Source organism: Sphingomonas pseudosanguinis, from assembly GCF_014196255.1.
Classification (GTDB): domain Bacteria; phylum Pseudomonadota; class Alphaproteobacteria; order Sphingomonadales; family Sphingomonadaceae; genus Sphingomonas; species Sphingomonas pseudosanguinis.
Genome location: NZ_JACIDH010000002.1, coordinates 375788 through 391361, shown reverse-complemented (window position 1 = coordinate 391361; position 15574 = coordinate 375788). Strand labels below are relative to the sequence as shown.

At 66.7% G+C, this 15574-nt stretch carries 11 protein-coding genes; 7 read left to right on the top strand and 4 right to left on the bottom strand.

The genetic code is table 11. The features are described 5' to 3' along the window. Positions 1 to 33: 33 nt before the first annotated feature. Positions 34 to 666, bottom strand: a complete 633-nt coding sequence (locus GGR48_RS05915) for a TetR/AcrR family transcriptional regulator (protein WP_183950946.1) — start codon at positions 664 to 666, stop codon at positions 34 to 36. Positions 667 to 795: 129 nt separating this feature from the next. On the opposite strand from GGR48_RS05915, the gene GGR48_RS05910 reads away from it, so the two are divergent. The 4 genes from GGR48_RS05910 (at position 796) to mtnP (ending at position 7699) form a co-directional block, all read left to right on the top strand. Then, complete coding sequence (locus tag GGR48_RS05910) at positions 796 to 1995, top strand: efflux RND transporter periplasmic adaptor subunit (RefSeq protein WP_183950945.1); 1200 nt, start codon at positions 796 to 798, stop codon at positions 1993 to 1995. Between the two features lie 19 nt (positions 1996 to 2014). Beyond that, positions 2015 to 5242: a multidrug efflux RND transporter permease subunit gene (locus tag GGR48_RS05905; protein WP_183950944.1), complete on the top strand. Its 3228-nt coding sequence runs from the start codon at positions 2015 to 2017 to the stop codon at positions 5240 to 5242. Continuing rightward, the gene (locus GGR48_RS05900; RefSeq protein WP_183950943.1) at positions 5235 to 6704 is read left to right on the top strand and encodes an efflux transporter outer membrane subunit; all 1470 of its coding nucleotides are present in this window, start codon (positions 5235 to 5237) and stop codon (positions 6702 to 6704) included. Before GGR48_RS05905 ends, GGR48_RS05900 begins: the two co-directional genes overlap by 8 nt. Positions 6705 to 6820: 116 nt before the next feature. Next, positions 6821 to 7699, top strand: a complete 879-nt coding sequence (gene mtnP / locus GGR48_RS05895) for an S-methyl-5'-thioadenosine phosphorylase (RefSeq protein ID WP_183950942.1) — start codon at positions 6821 to 6823, stop codon at positions 7697 to 7699. 3 nt (positions 7700 to 7702) lie between these two features. On the opposite strand, the gene GGR48_RS05890 is transcribed toward mtnP, so the two are convergent. The 3 genes from GGR48_RS05890 to GGR48_RS05880 form a co-directional block, all read right to left on the bottom strand. Further along, entirely contained in the window at positions 7703 to 8995 is a 1293-nt protein-coding gene (locus tag GGR48_RS05890) for an MFS transporter (RefSeq protein ID WP_183950941.1), read from the bottom strand. Between the two features lie 147 nt (positions 8996 to 9142). Beyond that, positions 9143 to 10507, bottom strand: coding sequence for an alginate export family protein (locus GGR48_RS05885; protein ID WP_240455966.1), 1365 nt, complete (start codon positions 10505 to 10507; stop codon positions 9143 to 9145). 108 nt (positions 10508 to 10615) lie between these two features. Next, complete coding sequence (locus tag GGR48_RS05880) at positions 10616 to 11947, bottom strand: dicarboxylate/amino acid:cation symporter (RefSeq protein ID WP_183950940.1); 1332 nt, start codon at positions 11945 to 11947, stop codon at positions 10616 to 10618. Between the two features lie 195 nt (positions 11948 to 12142). Here GGR48_RS05880 and GGR48_RS05875 point away from each other — a divergent pair, with 195 nt between their 5' ends. The 3 genes from GGR48_RS05875 to GGR48_RS05865 all read left to right on the top strand — a co-directional run bounded on the left by GGR48_RS05875 (position 12143) and on the right by GGR48_RS05865 (position 15557). Further along, entirely contained in the window at positions 12143 to 13933 is a 1791-nt protein-coding gene (locus GGR48_RS05875; RefSeq protein WP_183950939.1) for a sensor histidine kinase, read from the top strand. Beyond that, positions 13930 to 15273 carry a sigma-54-dependent transcriptional regulator gene (locus GGR48_RS05870; RefSeq protein ID WP_183950938.1) on the top strand — a complete coding sequence of 448 codons (1344 nt, stop codon included), beginning with the start codon at positions 13930 to 13932 and terminating at the stop codon, positions 15271 to 15273. The genes GGR48_RS05875 and GGR48_RS05870 overlap by 4 nt, the downstream gene beginning before the upstream one ends. 116 nt (positions 15274 to 15389) lie before the next feature. Continuing rightward, positions 15390 to 15557, top strand: coding sequence for a hypothetical protein (locus GGR48_RS05865; protein ID WP_183950937.1), 168 nt, complete (start codon positions 15390 to 15392; stop codon positions 15555 to 15557). The last annotated feature ends 17 nt before the right edge of the window (positions 15558 to 15574 follow it).

The window sequence follows — 15574 nt, the reverse complement described above, 5'->3', positions numbered from 1 at the left end:
ACGCCAACGTCTGCTCTCCCGTCCCGTTCCGCCTCACCGTGCGGTGGCGACCTTCAGGAAGACGGACCAGCGATGCTCGAAGAAACTGTCGGCGTCTAATCCGCCAAAGGGGTCGGGCAGATCGAACTGCAACCGGCGGCTGGGACCATCGAGCATGTCGGCGAGGAGATTGAACAGGCTCTGCGCCGGTTCGTCGCCGCGCAGCTCGCCCGCATTCTGCGCCGCGCGGACGCAGGCGACGATCGGATCGCACAATACCCGGTCCCACGTCGCGAATCGCTGGCGGAGTTCTTCGGAGAAAACGGACTCGGATGTCATGAACGCCATGAATCGGACCGAATCGGGCTCGACGCAGAACAGGAAAAAGCGGCGGGCGGCAAAACGGAGTCTTTCCAACGGGCTGTGCCCCGTGCCGTCCTCATCCATCGCCTGGCGCAGGCGATCGAGGTCGCGGGTGACGACCGCGTCCAGCAGGGCCATCTTGCCGGTGTAGCGGCGATAGATGGTATGCTTGCTAACCCCTACAGATAGCGCCAATTCCTCCATCGAGGTGCCCTCGATGCCGCGCCGGCAAAAGGCTTCGCGCGCACCCGATAGAATGATGTCGTCAATATGTTGCGCCTGCTCCCGCGTGGGACGCCCTGCGCTTCTCTTGATGGTCGCCATGCGTCCCCTTTGCGGCCTGTAAGGCAGGAGGTCAAATTTAATTGCACCAGCGCGTTGCTTTTCTGCGGGTGCGAGGTAGAGGGGAAACTCAATGACTCAAACGTCATGTGGTTCAGGGAGTTTCTCGGCGTGGCCAAATTTTTCGTTCCTGGGTCGTCGCTCGCGATGGCGCTCGCACTGGCGGCGTGCGGACAGGGCAATGAGCAGCAGCAACAGGCCGCCCCGCCGCCGCCCGTGGTGACGGCCATCACGGTGCAGGGTGCCGCGGTGCCCAACATCATCGAGTTGCCCGGCCGGATCGAGGCGATCCGCACCGCCGAGGTGCGCGCCCGGACCGACGGCATCGTCGAGGCGCGCCTGTACCGCGAAGGCACCGACGTCGCCGAGGGGCAGCCGCTGTTCCGCATCGACCAGCGCGACTATCGCGCGCAGGTCCAGCAGGCCCAGGCCGCGCTGGCCCGGGCCCAGGCGGCACGGGTGAATGCGGCCTCGATCGTGCGCCGTTACCAGCCGCTGGTGTCCGAACGCGCGGTCAGCGCGCAGGAGTTCGACGCGGCCCAGGCGACGCTGCGCCAGGCGGATGCGAGCGTGGCCGACGCGCGCGCCGCGCTGTCGCGGGCGCAGTTGCAGCTGAGCTATACCATCGTCCGCGCGCCGATCGCCGGCCGTGTCGGCCGCGCGCAGGTGACCGAGGGCGCGCTGGTCAGCGCGACTCAGGCGACGCCGCTGACCCAGGTCGACCAGATGTCGCCCATCTACGCCGTCTTCACCCAGTCCAATGCGGCGCTCAGCGAACTGATCAACCAGGCGCGCTCGGGCGGTCTGGCGCTGCCCAACCTGTCGCAGATCACCGTGCGGCTGACGCTGGAAGACGGGACCGAATATGGGCCGACCGGGCAGATCGATTTCGCCGGCCAGACGGTCGATCCGACGACGGGCAGCCAGCAGCTTCGCGCGCGCTTCCCGAACGCCAATCGCGCGCTGTTGCCGGGCCAGTTCGTCCGCGCGCATGTGACGGCGGGCACCATCCGCAACGGCATCTCGGTGCCGCAGCGCGCGGTCCAGCTGAGCAATCAGGCCGCCTCGGTGATGGTCGTCGATGGATCGGGCACGGTCCAGGCGCGGCCGATCACGCTGGGCGGACAGGTTGGCAGCAACTGGGTCGTCCTGTCGGGGCTGAAGCCCGGCGAGAAGGTCGTGACCGAGGGTTGGCAGAAGGTGCAGCCGGGCCAAAAGGTCCGCGTGCAGGCGCCGAACCAGGGCGGCGCACCCGCCAATGGGCAACAGGCGCAGGGCCAGCCGGGCGGACAGCCCGCCGCTGGTCGCTGATCGCCGGGGAACGCATCACATGAACCGCTTCTTCGTCTATCACCCGGTCTTCGCCTGGGTGATCGCGCTCTTCATCGCCCTGTTCGGCGTGATCGCGCTCCGCCTGCTGCCGATCGAGAGCTATCCCTCGGTCGCGCCGCCCTCGCTGAACCTCGCGATCAGCTATAATGGCGCCGATGCCGAGGTGATGGACCGTTCGGTGACCGCGGTCATCGAGAAGGAACTGAACGGCGTCGACAATTTCCTCTACATGGCGTCGACCAGCCGCTCGAACGGCACCGCGCAGATCACCGTCACCTTCAAGCCCGGCACCGATCTGGATGTCGCGCGTACCCAGATCCAGGATCGCCTCAGCCGCGCCGAACCGCGCCTGCCGCAGGAGGTCCGCGCGCTCGGCATCCAGGTGACCGAAGGCTCGGCGGGCTTCCTCGAAGTCATCACGCTCAGCTCGAAGACCGGCAAGACCAGTCCGGTCGAGATGGGCAACTTCGCCGAGAACAACATCCGCAACGAACTGCGCCGTATCGATGGCGTCGGCGACGTGCAGCTGTTCGGCTCGCCCTATGCCATGCGCATCTGGCTCGATCCGCAGAAGCTGGCGGGGTACAGCCTGTCCGCCTCGGAAGCGCTCGCCGCCGTGCAGGAGCAGAACAGCCAGGTGGCCGGTGGCTCAATCGGCGCACAGCCGTTGACCCGCACCGCCGAGTTCACCGCGCAGATCATCACCCAGAACCGCTTCGCCACGCCCGAACAGTTCCGCCAGATCATCATCCGCGCCAATCCCGACGGCTCGGCGATCCGACTGGGCGATGTCGCGCGGGTCGAGCTGGGCAAGGACAATTACGGCTTCCGCCTGACCCTGAACGGCAAGGAGACCGTGGGTCTGGCCGTTCAGCTGGCGAGCGGCGCGAACGCGCTGGCGACGGCGGACGCCGTGTCGGCACGGATGAAGGCGCTGGAGTCGAGCTTCCCGGCCGATGTGACCTGGAGCGTGCCGTTCACCACGACGCCGTTTATCACCGCCTCGGTCGACAGCGTGATCCACACGCTGGTCGAGGCGATGATCCTGGTCTTCCTGGTGATGTTCCTGTTCCTCCAGAACTGGCGCGCCACGCTGATCCCCGCGATCGTCGTGCCGATCGCCTTGGGGGGCGCTTGTATCGGCCTGCTGGCCTTCGGCTTCTCGATCAACACGCTGTCGCTGTTCGGCATGGTGGTGGCGATCGGCATCCTGGTCGACGACGCGATCGTCGTCGTCGAGAATGTCGAGCGCATCATGTCGGAGGAGGGGCTCAGCCCCCGCCGCGCGACCGTGAAGGCGATGGGGCAGATCACCGGCGCGATCATCGGCATCACGCTGGTGCTGGTCGCGGTGTTCATCCCGATGGCCTTCTTCCCCGGCTCCACGGGGGGCATCTATCGCCAGTTCTCGGTGACGCTGGCCGTGTCGATCTTCTTCTCGGCGCTGCTCGCCCTGACGCTGACGCCGGCGCTGTGCGCCACGCTGTTGAAGCAGGAGGACGCGCATCTGGAGGACCGGCCCGAGCCGAAGCCCGGCGTGCGCGGCCTGCCGCAGCGTTTCTTCAACTGGTTCAACGACAAGTTCGGCCGGGGGACGGAGAAATATACTGGCGGCGTGAAGCGGATGATGTCGCGGCCGGTACGCTGGCTGGCGGTGTTCGCCGTCGTCGTCGTCATCACCGGGTTGCTGTTCACCCGCGTGCCCGGCGGCTTCCTGCCGACCGAGGACCAGGGCTATATCTTCGTGTCCTACGACGCCGCCCCCGGCGCGACGCTGGAGCGGACGGGCGAGGCGATCACCAAGGTCGAAAAGTTCCTCCACGCCCAGCCGCAGGTGTCCGACATCGTGTCGGTCGCGGGCTTCAACTTCTTCGGCCAGGGTCAGGCGGCGGGTATCTCGTTCGTCAACCTGAAGCCGTGGGAGGAGCGCAAGGGCGTCGAGAACAATTCGACCACGCTGGTCGGCAAGACGATGGGCTTCGTCCAGTCGATCCCGGAGGCGACCATCTTCGCGCTCGACCCGCCGCCGATCCAGGCGCTGGGCAACGCGACCGGCTTCTCGATGAAGATCGAGGATCGCTCAGGGCTGGGTGCCGCCGCGCTGCAACAGGCGCAGGGTGCGATCCTGGCCAAGGCCTCGCAGAACAAGGCACTGATGGGCGTTCGCCCCGAAGGTCTGGGACCGGCGCCGCAGCTCTATGTCGATATCGACCGCATCCAGGCGCGGGCGCTGGGCCTCCAGATCGCCGATGTGAACCAGACGCTGTCGATCGCCTTCGGCTCGGCTTATGCCAACGACTTCGTCCGCGAAGGCAATGTGTTGCGCGTCTATCTTCAGGCCGATGCGCCGCAGCGCATGTCGCCCGAGGACGTGCTGGGGCTGCGCGTGCGCAACCAGCAGGGCAATATGGTGCCCTTCTCGGCCTTCACGAAGGTGCGCTGGCAGAACGGGCCGCAGCAGCTGGAGCGCTATAACGGCTATCCGTCGCTGACCGTCTCGGGCATGGCCGCGCCCGGCCAGTCGACCGGCACCGCGCTGATCGAGATGGAGAAGATCGCCCGTGAGGTGATGCCGGCGGGCATGAGCTTCGAATGGACCGGCACCGCGTTCGAGGAGAAGCAGGCGGGTGGCCAGATCGGGCTTTTGCTTGGCCTGTCGCTGATCGTCGTCTTCCTGTTGCTGGCCGCGCTCTACGAAAGCTGGGCGATCCCGCTGGCGGTGTTGCTGGTGGTGCCGTTCGGCGTGCTCGGCGCGGTGTTGCTGACCATCCTGCGCGGCTTCTCGCAGGACGTGTATTTCAACGTCGGATTGATCACCATCATCGGTCTGGCGGCGAAGAACGCGATCCTGATCGTCGAGTTCGCGATCGAGGACCAGCAGGCCGGCCGCACGCCGTTCGAGGCGACGGTCGAGGCGGCACGGCAGCGTCTGCGCCCGATCCTGATGACCAGCCTAGCCTTCATCCTGGGCATGGTGCCGCTGTTCATCGCCAGCGGTGCGGGCGCGGCGAGCCGTCGTGCGGTGGGTACGGGCGTGATGGGCGGCATGATCGCCGCCACTGCGTTCGGCATCTTCTTCACCCCGGTCTTCTATATCGCCGCCAAGAAGTGGCTGGCGCGCGAGAACAATCATGCGGCCGAGGATGCCGAGGAGGAAGCGCGTGAACGTGAGGCGGGCGATGCCCATCACCGAACCGACGATGCGGAGGGCCCGGCCCATGCGTAAAGCCTTCTCCCGTGCCGCTGCCATGCTGGCGCTGACCAGCGCGCTGACCGCCTGCAATCTGGCGCCGCAATATCGCCAGCCGATCGCCCCCGTCTCCGCCACCTATCCTGACGCAGGGGCTGGCACGCGGACGGCGGCGGAGATCGGATGGCGGGAGTTCTTCGCCGACGAACAGCTCAAGGCCTATATCGCGGCGGCACTGGCCAATAACCGCGATCTGGCCCAGGCGGTGGCGCGCGTCGCGCAGGCGCGGGCGCAGTATCGCATCCAGGATGCGCAGCGGCTGCCGCCGCTCGACCTGTCGGCCAGCGCCGCTCGGACGCGGATTCCGCTCAATTCGCTGGGCTTTGGCGATGCGTTGCCGGGTGGCGGAGACGCGCAGAACCCGACCTCGATCACCTATAACCAGTTCGCGCTGGGCGCGCGGGTGTCGGCGTTCGAGCTCGATTTCTGGGGCCGGGTGCGCAATCTTGCCGAGGCGCAGCGACGGCAATATCTGGCGACCGTGGAGGCCGAGCGCGCCTTCCGCCTGTCGCTGGTCGGGCAGGTCGCGGCGACCTACCTTCAGATTCGCGCCGCCGAGGAACAAATTGCGCTGGCCGAGCGCACCGTCACCAGCCGCCGCGAGGGGCTGGGCATCGCCAAGCGGCGGATGGATGCGGGCGTCACCTCCAGCGTCGATTACGATCAGGCGGTGGCGCTGCTGACCCAGGCGGAGACGCAGCTGGCCGAGCTGCGCCGCACGGTGGCGCAGTCGCAGAATTTGCTGACCGTGCTGGTCGGCGGGCCGATCACGGGGCCGCTTCCGGCCGGGCGTCGGCTTGGCGACCAGAACCAGTTCGCCGCCATTGAGCCCGGACTGCCCTCCGCGCTTTTGGTCAACCGGCCGGACGTGCTGCAGGCCGAGCAGCAATTGCTGGCGGCCAACGCCAATATCGTCGCGGCGCGCGCGGCCTTCCTGCCCAGCATCTCGCTGACGGGTCTGGCGGGCTTCGTCTCGCCCGCGCTGAGCAGCCTGATCGACGACAATTCGCGGCAATATCAGGTGCAGGGGGCGGCACTTCTGCCGATCTTCGACTGGGGGCGTCGCAAGGCGCAGCTGAACCTCAGCCGCGCGCAGGCCGACGAACTGACCGCCGCCTATCAGCGAACGGTGCAAGGTGCCTTCCGCGAAGTGGCCGATGCGCTCGTCGCCCGCCGTCGCTTCGCCGAGCAGATCGAGGCGCAGACCCGCGCGGTCGATGCGCAGCGCCGGCTCGCCCGTACCGCGCGACTCCGCTATAATAACGGCATCGCCATCTATCTCGAAGTGCTCGATGCCGAGCGGAACCTGTTTTCCGCCGAGCAGCAGTTGCTGACCCTGCGCAGCTCGGCGCTTCAGAATGACGTCACCCTCTATGTCGCGCTGGGCGGTGGCCTGCGCGAGACCGGAGCGGCGTCGACGGTTCCCGCGAGCGGCTAATCCCCCAAGCCCGGTCGCCGCGGTCGAGCGAGGGGCGCATGGGTTCTCCCCCCGTGCGCCCCTTTGCTTTGTCGGGCGTAGCGCCTAACCGACATCGGATGGAACAGGAGGGCGCAATGACGGGCTGGACGATCGGGATCATCGGTGGCTCGGGCCTGTATGCGATAGACGCGCTCCACGACGTCGAGACACTGGTGCTCGACACGCCCTGGGGGGCGCCCTCCGATACGCTGGTGCGGGGGCGCATCGGCGGGGTGCGCTTCGTGTTCCTGCCGCGTCATGGTCGTGGGCATCGCCTGTCGCCGACCGAGGTCAATGCGCGCGCCAACATCCATGCGTTGAAGCTGGCAGGCTGCACCGATGTGCTCGCCATCTCGGCGATCGGGTCGTTGCGCGAGGAGCTGCCGCCGGGCCATTTCGTCGCGGTCGACCAGTTCATCGACCGGACGGTGCACCGCGACACCAGCTTTTTCGGGGGTGGCCTGGTCGCGCATGTCTCCATGGCCGATCCGGTCTGCCCGCGCCTGTCGGTGTTCGCGGCCGAGGCGGCGGAGCGGGCGGGGGCCTCGGTCGCTCGAGGTGGCACCTATCTGGCGATGGAGGGGCCGCAATTCTCGACCCGTGCGGAGAGCCACCTCTATCGTCAATGGGGCGCGGACGTGATCGGCATGACCGCGATGCCCGAGGCCAAGCTCGCGCGGGAGGCGGAGCTTCCCTATGCGCTGATCGGCATGGTCACCGATTACGACTGCTGGCGCGAGGACGAGGCGCATGTCGAGGTCGATGCCGTGCTGGCGCAACTGGCGAGCAATGCAGCGACCGCACGCGGGCTGGTGAACCAGTTGGCGGCCTTGCTGCCGGCGGAGCGGACCGCCTCACCGATCGACACGGTTCTCGATCAGGCGTTGATCACCCATATCGCCCATGTGGATCGGGCCAAGGCGGAAAGCCTCGGCCCGATCGTGTCGCGCGTGCTGGGCGCGCGGGGTTTCTAAAGGTCAGTCCTCGACGATCTGGCTGTTCTTGGCGGTGTCGCGCATGCGCAGATACACGATCAGCGAGATGCCGATCATCGCGGTGACATACCAATAAAAGCCCTGCTCGAACCCGGCGCGCTTGAACAGCAGCGCGACCGACTCCGCCGTGCCGCCGAAGATGGTGTTGGCCAGCGCATAGGGCAGGGCGACGCCCAGCGCGCGGATATGCGCGGGGAACAGCTCGGCCTTCACGACCGCGTTGATCGAGGTGTAGCCGGTCACGATGATCAGCGCGGCCATGACCAGCGCCCCCGCCACCATCGGATCGCGCGTCGTCTCCAGCGTTGAGAAGATCGGATAGGTGAACAGCACGCCGGCGATGCCGAACGCCACCATCAACGGCTTGCGCCCGATCCGGTCGGACAGCCCGCCCGCTACCGGTTGCAGCAGCATGAAGACGAACAGGGTGACGGCGTTGATCTGGCTGGCGACCTCGCGGCTGAAGCCGCTCGTGTTGACCAGGAACTTCTGCATGTAGATCGAATAGGCGTAGAAGGCGAGCGTGCCGCCGGCGGTCAGCAGCATGACCGTCATCGTCTCGCGCGGATGCTTGGTGAACAACTGGATCAGCCCTGATCGCGGCGCGCCGTCCTTCTTGGTGTTCTCGAAGCTCTTGGTCTCGGCCAGACCGCGCCGGATATAGAAGACGACGACCGCCAGCACCGCACCCAGCGCGAACGGGATGCGCCAGCCCCATTCGTCGAGCGCCGCTTCGCTCATGGTCGTCTGCAGGATCAGCAACACGCAGATGGCGAGCAGCTGGCCCGAGATCAGCGTGACATATTGGAAGGACGAAAAGAATCCGCGCCGGTCCTTGCCCGCCATCTCGGACAGATAGGTCGCGCTGGCGCCGTATTCGCCGCCGACCGACAGACCCTGCATCAGGCGGGCGATGACCAGCAGGGCGGGGGCGGCCAGCCCGATCGTCGCATAGCCCGGCGTGATCGCGATGATCAGCGAGCCGGCGCACATCAGCGTCACCGACAGCGTCAGGCCCGCCTTGCGCCCCTTGCGATCGGCATAGATGCCCATGATCCACGCACCGATCGGCCGCATGATGAATCCGACCGCGAAGACCGCCGCCGCGCTCAGCAACTGGGCGGTGCGGTTCTCCGACGGGAAGAAATGCGGTGCGAAATAGAGGGTGAAGGCGGAGTAGACATACCAATCGAACCATTCGACGAGGTTGCCGGTCGATCCGCCGATGATGGATTTCAGGCGGTGGCGTGCCGGATCGGCGATGGCATCGGACATATCTACTCCCCTTGGTCGTTTCTGTTAGAAGCGGAAGCTAAGCCATCCGGCCCAGAAATCCGAGCTTTTCAGATTGGCCCGCTTCAGCACGGTATCGGCCTGGAAATGCTCGTAGCGGCCGGTGAAGGACAGGCGCGGCGTGATGGTCTAGACCGCCTGGAGGCGCGCGACCTCGGCCACCTTCTTGCCCCGGACATTCTGCGTGCCCGCCCAGGCAACACCGCTGGCACGGTAGACCGCGTCGAACTCGTCGGGCCGCCAGGCGAAACCATATTCCGCCGCCACGCGCACGCCCTTGATCGGCGTGAAGGTGAAGTTCGGGGCGGTGTAGAGCAGGTTGGTCGGCGTCAGGAACAGGCCATAGCTGTAATAGATGTTGTTCCCGAACAGACCGTTGGTGGTGTTCAGCGGGCCGGCGCGGTCATAAGCGCCACCACCCGAGCCATAGTCGAAGTGGATGCCGACGCGCGGCGAATCCGGCTTCTTGCCCAGGCGATAGGTCTGCGCGATGAAGGCCTGCCATGCCGAGATCGGACGGTTGACGAAGGTCCCGCGCTGGTTGTTGACCGTCCAGTCGATATTGACCGGGCCCGCGTCACCATAAGCGTGCAGACCCAGGAAATAGCGTTCTTCCAGCCCGGTCGTCGGACCCCAGACGGCGCGGCGGTTGCGCAGCCGCCAGATGAATGGATCGAGATACAGCTTCGAGCCGCCGAACAGCTTGGGCGACAGACGGAAACCGAAGGTCGCGCCCGAGAAGCGGACGTCGGGATTGGTCTTGTCGTCGCTGATGCCCTCATAGCCGTAATTGACATAGTTCAGGTCGAACACGTCGACCCGGGCGTTGGTCCCGCGTGCATAGGCCCGGACGCCGTCGAGGACGAAGTACAGCGTGTTGTTGTCGCGACCGACAGTCAGCAGCTGCGGCCCGTCAAAGAACTCCTGACGACCGGCGCGCACGCCGACGTCGAGGCCCAGCGCCTTGCCCTTCACCTCGGCGAACAGCTGCTGCACCGCCAGCTTGTTGCGCAGATTGGCGTTGGGCGTACCCAGGTTGATGCCCTGCAACTCCGCGCGGCCCAGTTCGCCGAAGACGCGGAAATGATCGCCCAGATGGACGTCGGCGCCGCCGACGATGCGGGCGATGTCCTGACGCTGCTGCTGGACTTCGCGCAGATTGGGGTTGGTGGTCAGGTTCATGCGCGTGCGCAACTCGCCCGAGAAGGTGACGTAGGACTTGCCGTCCTCGGTCAGCTTCACGCACTTCAGCGCGTCGATCGGATCGTCGCGCTTGGCGGGGTCGCACAGCTTGCGCCAATCCTCGGCCCAGCGCGACTGGTTATAGCCGCCCACCGTGTTGCCGTCGCCGGCCGCCGATGTCGGATAGGCGGTGCTGGCGGGGCTGGCCGGTTCGGCCGCGGCCTTGGGCGTCACGCTCTGCGCGCCGGCCATGCTTGGGGCCAACCCAGCCACCACCAGGGCGGCCGAGCCGGCGAGCCAAACGAATTTCATGATGATAGTCCCCTCAATCGTACCGGTCTGTCGTGACGCCGGCTTCACTAACGCGGCAAGGTTAAAGAAAAAACCGGCCAGTGGGACTGGCCGGATCTTTCGCTTGGATCAGGCGATGGCGGGCTGCGCGGCCGGCAGGGCCGGCTTGCTGTTGAGCGCCGCATCCAGCGCATACTTGTCCAGTGCACCTTCCCAGCGGGCGACGACGACCGTGGCGACGGCGTTGCCGATGAAGTTGGTCAGGCTGCGGCATTCCGACATGAAGCGGTCGACACCGAGGATCAGCGCCATGCCGGCGACCGGCACGTCGGGCACGATCGACAGGGTTGCGGCCAGGGTGATGAAGCCCGCACCGGTGACGCCCGCCGCACCCTTGGAGCTAAGCATCGCGACGAGGAGCAGCGCCAGCTGCTGACCCAGCGACAGGTCGACGCCGCAGGCCTGGGCGATGAACAGCGCGGCCAGCGTCATGTAGATGTTGGTGCCGTCCAGGTTGAACGAATAGCCGGTGGGCACGACCAGACCGACGACCGACTTCTCGCAACCGGCCTTTTCCATCTTCACGAGAAGGTTGGGCAGCGCGGCCTCCGACGAGGAAGTGCCGAGTACGAGCAGCAGTTCCGCCTTCAGGTAGCGGATCAGCTTCAGGACCGAGAAGCCGTTGGCGCGGGCGATGGTGCCCAGCACGACGACGACGAACAGGATCGAGGTGAGATAGAAGGTCGCAACCAGCGCGCCCAGGTTGACGAGGCTGCCGACGCCATACTTGCCGATGGTGAAGGCGATCGCGCCGAAGGCACCGATCGGCGCGGCCCGCATCAGGATGCCGACCATGCGGAAGACGACGACGCTGATCCGCTCCAGGAAGATCAGCAGTGGGCGGGCGGGCTCGCCGACCAGTGCCATCGAGATGCCGAACAGGATGGCGACCATCAGCACCTGCAGGATGTTGCCCTGCGTGAACGCGCTGATCAGTGTGTCGGGGATGATGCCGAGCAGGAAGCCGGTGACCGTGGTATCATGCGCCTTGGCGGTATATTCGGCGATCGACCCGACCTTCAGCGTCGACGGATCGATATTCATGCCCGCGCCCGGCTGGACGACATTGGCGACGACCAGACCGACGACCAGCGCGAAGGTCGATACGGTGATGAAATAGAAGAACGCCTTGCCCGCGACCCGGCCCACCGAGCCGAGTTCGCGCATGCCGGCGATGCCGGTGACGACGGTCAGGAAGATGACCGGTGCGATGATCATCTTCACGAGCTTGATAAAGGCATCGCCGATCGGCTTCAGCGATTCGCCGAAGCTCGGCCAGACATGGCCGATGATCGCGCCGAGCGCGATCGCGACCAGAACCTGAACATAAAGATGGGACCAGACCCGAGCGCGCTTGGGCGCTTCGGCGACAGCGTAATCTTGGGCAATCACGGCTTTCATCATCCTCTACAAAAGAGTCGGACGCGGTAGGCCGCGTTCCGGGTTGCCCACAGTGTGCGGGATCGCAAACAGGATTCAAAATCACGAGATAAACGATGTAAGTATCTGTAAAATGATGATAATATCGCCGAAAGTCATTGCGACCGGGCGAAATTCCGCATGGTGCGACGGCCCGGCTTGCGATATTCCGCACATATGCGCCGCCTTCTCGCCCCGCTTCGCCCCTATCGGCGTCATGCGATCCCGCTGATCGGCGTTCTGCTGCTCACCTTGGCCGCGGCCGTCATGCTGCACATCTATGCGCATCGGCAGGCGGTCGCGGGACTGCGCGCGGATGCCACCCGGATCGCGCGCCAGCAGGAACGGCTGCTCAACAGCGAGTTGCAGCGTTTTCGCCTGCTGCCCATCGTGCTGGTCGAATATCCCGATTTGGGCGACGCGCTGCGCAATGGCTCGCGACAGGCGGCCGACCGCTTGAACGAGAAGCTGCGCGGCCTAGCCGAGCGGACGGGCGCGCCGGTCATCTACGCGATCGATCGGCAGGGGCGCACCGTCTCGGCCTCCAATGCCGGGCAGCCGGACAGCTTCGTCGGGCGCAATTATGCCTTCCGCCCCTATTTCCGGCAGGCGCTGACCCAGGGGACGTCGGAATATTTCGCGCTGGGCAATACCAGCCACCGCGCCGGCCTGTTCCTGGCGCGCCGGATCGGTCCAGCGAACGCGCCCGACGGGGTCGTGGTGGTCAAGGTGGAGTTCCGCCGGATCGCTCAGGCCTGGGCCAGCGATCCGGGGCAGACATTGCTGACCGACAATCATGGCGTGGTCGTCGTCACCTCAGACCCGCGCGCGCTGTTCACCACCATGCAGGCGCTGACACCCCGCGCACGCGGCGAAATCGAACAGGCGCAGCAGTTCGGCGGGGTCCGCCTGCGCCCGGCCCCCTATCGATTGGAGCCGGGCGGCTGGGCGACGGATGACGAGGGTAATCGCCATGTCGTGGCGCGGGTGGCGGTGCCGTTGCCCGGATGGCGGCTGATTCACCTGCTGCCGTCGCGTCCGGCCTTTCGCGCGGCCGACAGTTGGGTCCGCTCGGCCACCGCGCTGATCGGCGTCGGCCTGCTCGCGCTGGCGCTGCTCGCGATCTGGCGGCGCACCCGGGCGGAGCGGGTGGTGCAGGCGCGCGAGGCGCTGGAGGCGGAGGTCGCACGACGGACGGCGGAGCTGCGCGCGACCAACGATCGGCTGACCATCGAGATCGCCGAGCGCGTTCGTGCCGATCAGCGTTTCCGTGCCGCGCGCGAGGAGCTGGCGCAGGCCAATCGGCTGGGATCGCTGGGCTCGATCACCGCCGGCGTCGCGCATGAGATCAACCAGCCGGTGGCGGCGATCCGCACGCTGGCGGAAAATGCCCGCACCTTCCTGACCCGCGCCGCGCCCGACAAGGCGGCGAGTAATTTGTCGACGATCGTCGAGCTGACCGAACGGATCAGCTCGATCGTCCAGGAAATGCGCCGCTTCGTCCGGCGGGGTACGCATGGCATGGGGCCGGTGGCGTTGGACGCGGTGCTCGACGGCACCATGTTGCTGATCGGTGACCGGTTTCGTAGCGCGGGCGTCGTCCTCGAACGGCCGACGGGCGGTTCGCTGCCCGTCGTGGTCGCGGGGCGCGTCCGGCTGGAGCAGGTGCTGGTCAACCTTCTCCAGAACGCGCTGGACGCCGTTGCCGATCGGCCCAGCCCGCGCGTTCGGATGTGCGTTCGCGAGGAAGGGGATAGCATCGAACTGACCGTCGAGGATAACGGACCGGGCCTCGACCCGGACATCGCGCCGGAGATTTTTACGCCCTTCGTCACCGGCAAGCCCGACGGGCTGGGGCTGGGGTTGGGCATCGCGAGGGACATCATGCGGGAGTTTGGCGGTATGTTGGACACCATTCCCTCCTCGCTGGGCGGGGCGGGCTTCATCATCCGGTTGCGCCGGGCATGAGCCAGAGCGAGGCACCCAACGACCTGCGCGTATTGCTGGTCGACGACGACACGGTGCTGCGTCAGGCGCTGGCCCAGTCCTTCGAGCTGGCCGGCATCGATGTCGAGGCACATGGCGACCCGCTGACCGCGCTGAACGCGATCACGCCCGATTTTCCGGGCATGGTGGTGTCGGACATTCGCATGCCCGGCATCGACGGGATCGAACTCGCCCGTCGGGTAGCGGCGATCGATAGCGAAATTCCGGTCATCCTGATGACCGGGCATGGCGATGTGCCGATGGCGGTCGCGGCGCTGAAACAGGGCGTGTTCGATTTCGTCGCCAAGCCCTTCGCCGCCGATCATCTGATCGCCAGTGCTGGCCGCGCGCTGGAGATGCGGCGGCTGGTCCTCGACAATCGCCGGCTGCGCCACGCGGCGGAGGAAGCGCAAGGGGCCTATCCGCTGATCGGCGAGACCCCGGTGATGATGCGGCTGCGCGAGACGGTGCGGCAGGTGGCGCAGGCGGATGTCGACGTGCTGGTCGAGGGGGAGACGGGGACCGGCAAGGAACTGGTCGCGCTGCTGCTCCACCGCTGGAGCGCGCGGCGGACACGGCCGTTCGTCGCGGTCGACTGCGCCGCCCTGCCCGAGGCGATCGCCGAGGACGAGCTGTTCGGCCATGCCCATGGCCGCACGACGGGCCGGATCGCCGCCGCCAACCGGGGCACGCTGTTCCTCGACGAGGTCGACAGCATGGCGCCCGCCCTGCAGGGCCGGATGCTGCGTGTGGTCGAGGAGCGCGAGGTGCGCGCGATCGGGTCGGAGGACCCGCAGCTGCTCGACCTGCGGATCGTGGCGGCGGCCAAGTCCGATCTGGTCCGCGCGGTCGAGGATGGACGGTTTCGTGCCGACCTGCTCTATCGCCTGGACGCCGTACGCCTGCGCGTGCCGCCGCTGCGCGAACGGCGGGCCGATGTGCCATTGCTCTTCGCACACTTCCTGCGTGAGGCGGCCGAGCGGTTCGGGCGACCAGTGCCGATGATCGACGGCCAGGTGCAGGCGCGATTGTTGTCGCACGACTGGCCGGGCAATGTCCGCGAAGTGCGCAACTATGCCAATCGCGTCGCGCTGGGGCTGGCGGGGGGCACCGTGAGCGAGGGGCAGGAGGATGGCAATTCGCTGTCGCTGCCCGAACGGGTCGAACGGTTCGAGGGGGCGACGATCCGCGCGGTGCTGGAGGAGGTGGCGGGGGACGTCCGCGCGGCGCTGGCCATCCTCGCCATCCCGCGCAAGACCTTTTACGACAAGGTCGCCCGGCATGGCATCGATCTGAACGCCTATCGGCCCAATAGAAGCTGATCCCGGCGCGCGCCGACGGCCTTGCAAAGGGGGCTGTCCCTTATCGGGGCAGGAGGGACACGGGCCGACAAGAGCCGGGGAGACGAAAAAGTTAACGGCGCGTTAAGAAATTCGCCATGAGACGCCGACTTGTCCTGACCAACGAAGCCGCCCGTCATCCCTTTCGACGGAGCCTGCCGCCGCCCCAGCTCGCCCGCAGCCGGCGCGACGACGATCAGGACCTGCGCCTGTTCGTCCTGAGCTTCACCGCCTTCTTCATCAGTATCTACACTTTCCTGCTCTGATCCGGGCCAGGTCCCGG

Excerpts from the sequence above, each read along its gene's own strand:
- GGR48_RS05915 (WP_183950946.1), bottom strand. The coding sequence starts at position 666 with ATGGCGACCATCAAGAGAAGCGCAGGGCGTCCCACGCGGGAGCAGGCG.
- GGR48_RS05905 (WP_183950944.1), top strand. The coding sequence starts at position 2,015 with ATGAACCGCTTCTTCGTCTATCACCCGGTCTTCGCCTGGGTGATCGCG.
- GGR48_RS05900 (WP_183950943.1), top strand. The coding sequence starts at position 5,235 with ATGCGTAAAGCCTTCTCCCGTGCCGCTGCCATGCTGGCGCTGACCAGC.
- mtnP (WP_183950942.1), top strand. The coding sequence starts at position 6,821 with ATGACGGGCTGGACGATCGGGATCATCGGTGGCTCGGGCCTGTATGCG.
- GGR48_RS05890 (WP_183950941.1), bottom strand. The coding sequence starts at position 8,995 with ATGTCCGATGCCATCGCCGATCCGGCACGCCACCGCCTGAAATCCATC.
- GGR48_RS05885 (WP_240455966.1), bottom strand. The coding sequence starts at position 10,507 with ATGAAATTCGTTTGGCTCGCCGGCTCGGCCGCCCTGGTGGTGGCTGGG.
- GGR48_RS05880 (WP_183950940.1), bottom strand. The coding sequence starts at position 11,947 with ATGAAAGCCGTGATTGCCCAAGATTACGCTGTCGCCGAAGCGCCCAAG.
- GGR48_RS05875 (WP_183950939.1), top strand. The coding sequence starts at position 12,143 with ATGCGCCGCCTTCTCGCCCCGCTTCGCCCCTATCGGCGTCATGCGATC.
- GGR48_RS05870 (WP_183950938.1), top strand. The coding sequence starts at position 13,930 with ATGAGCCAGAGCGAGGCACCCAACGACCTGCGCGTATTGCTGGTCGAC.
- GGR48_RS05865 (WP_183950937.1), top strand. The coding sequence starts at position 15,390 with ATGAGACGCCGACTTGTCCTGACCAACGAAGCCGCCCGTCATCCCTTT.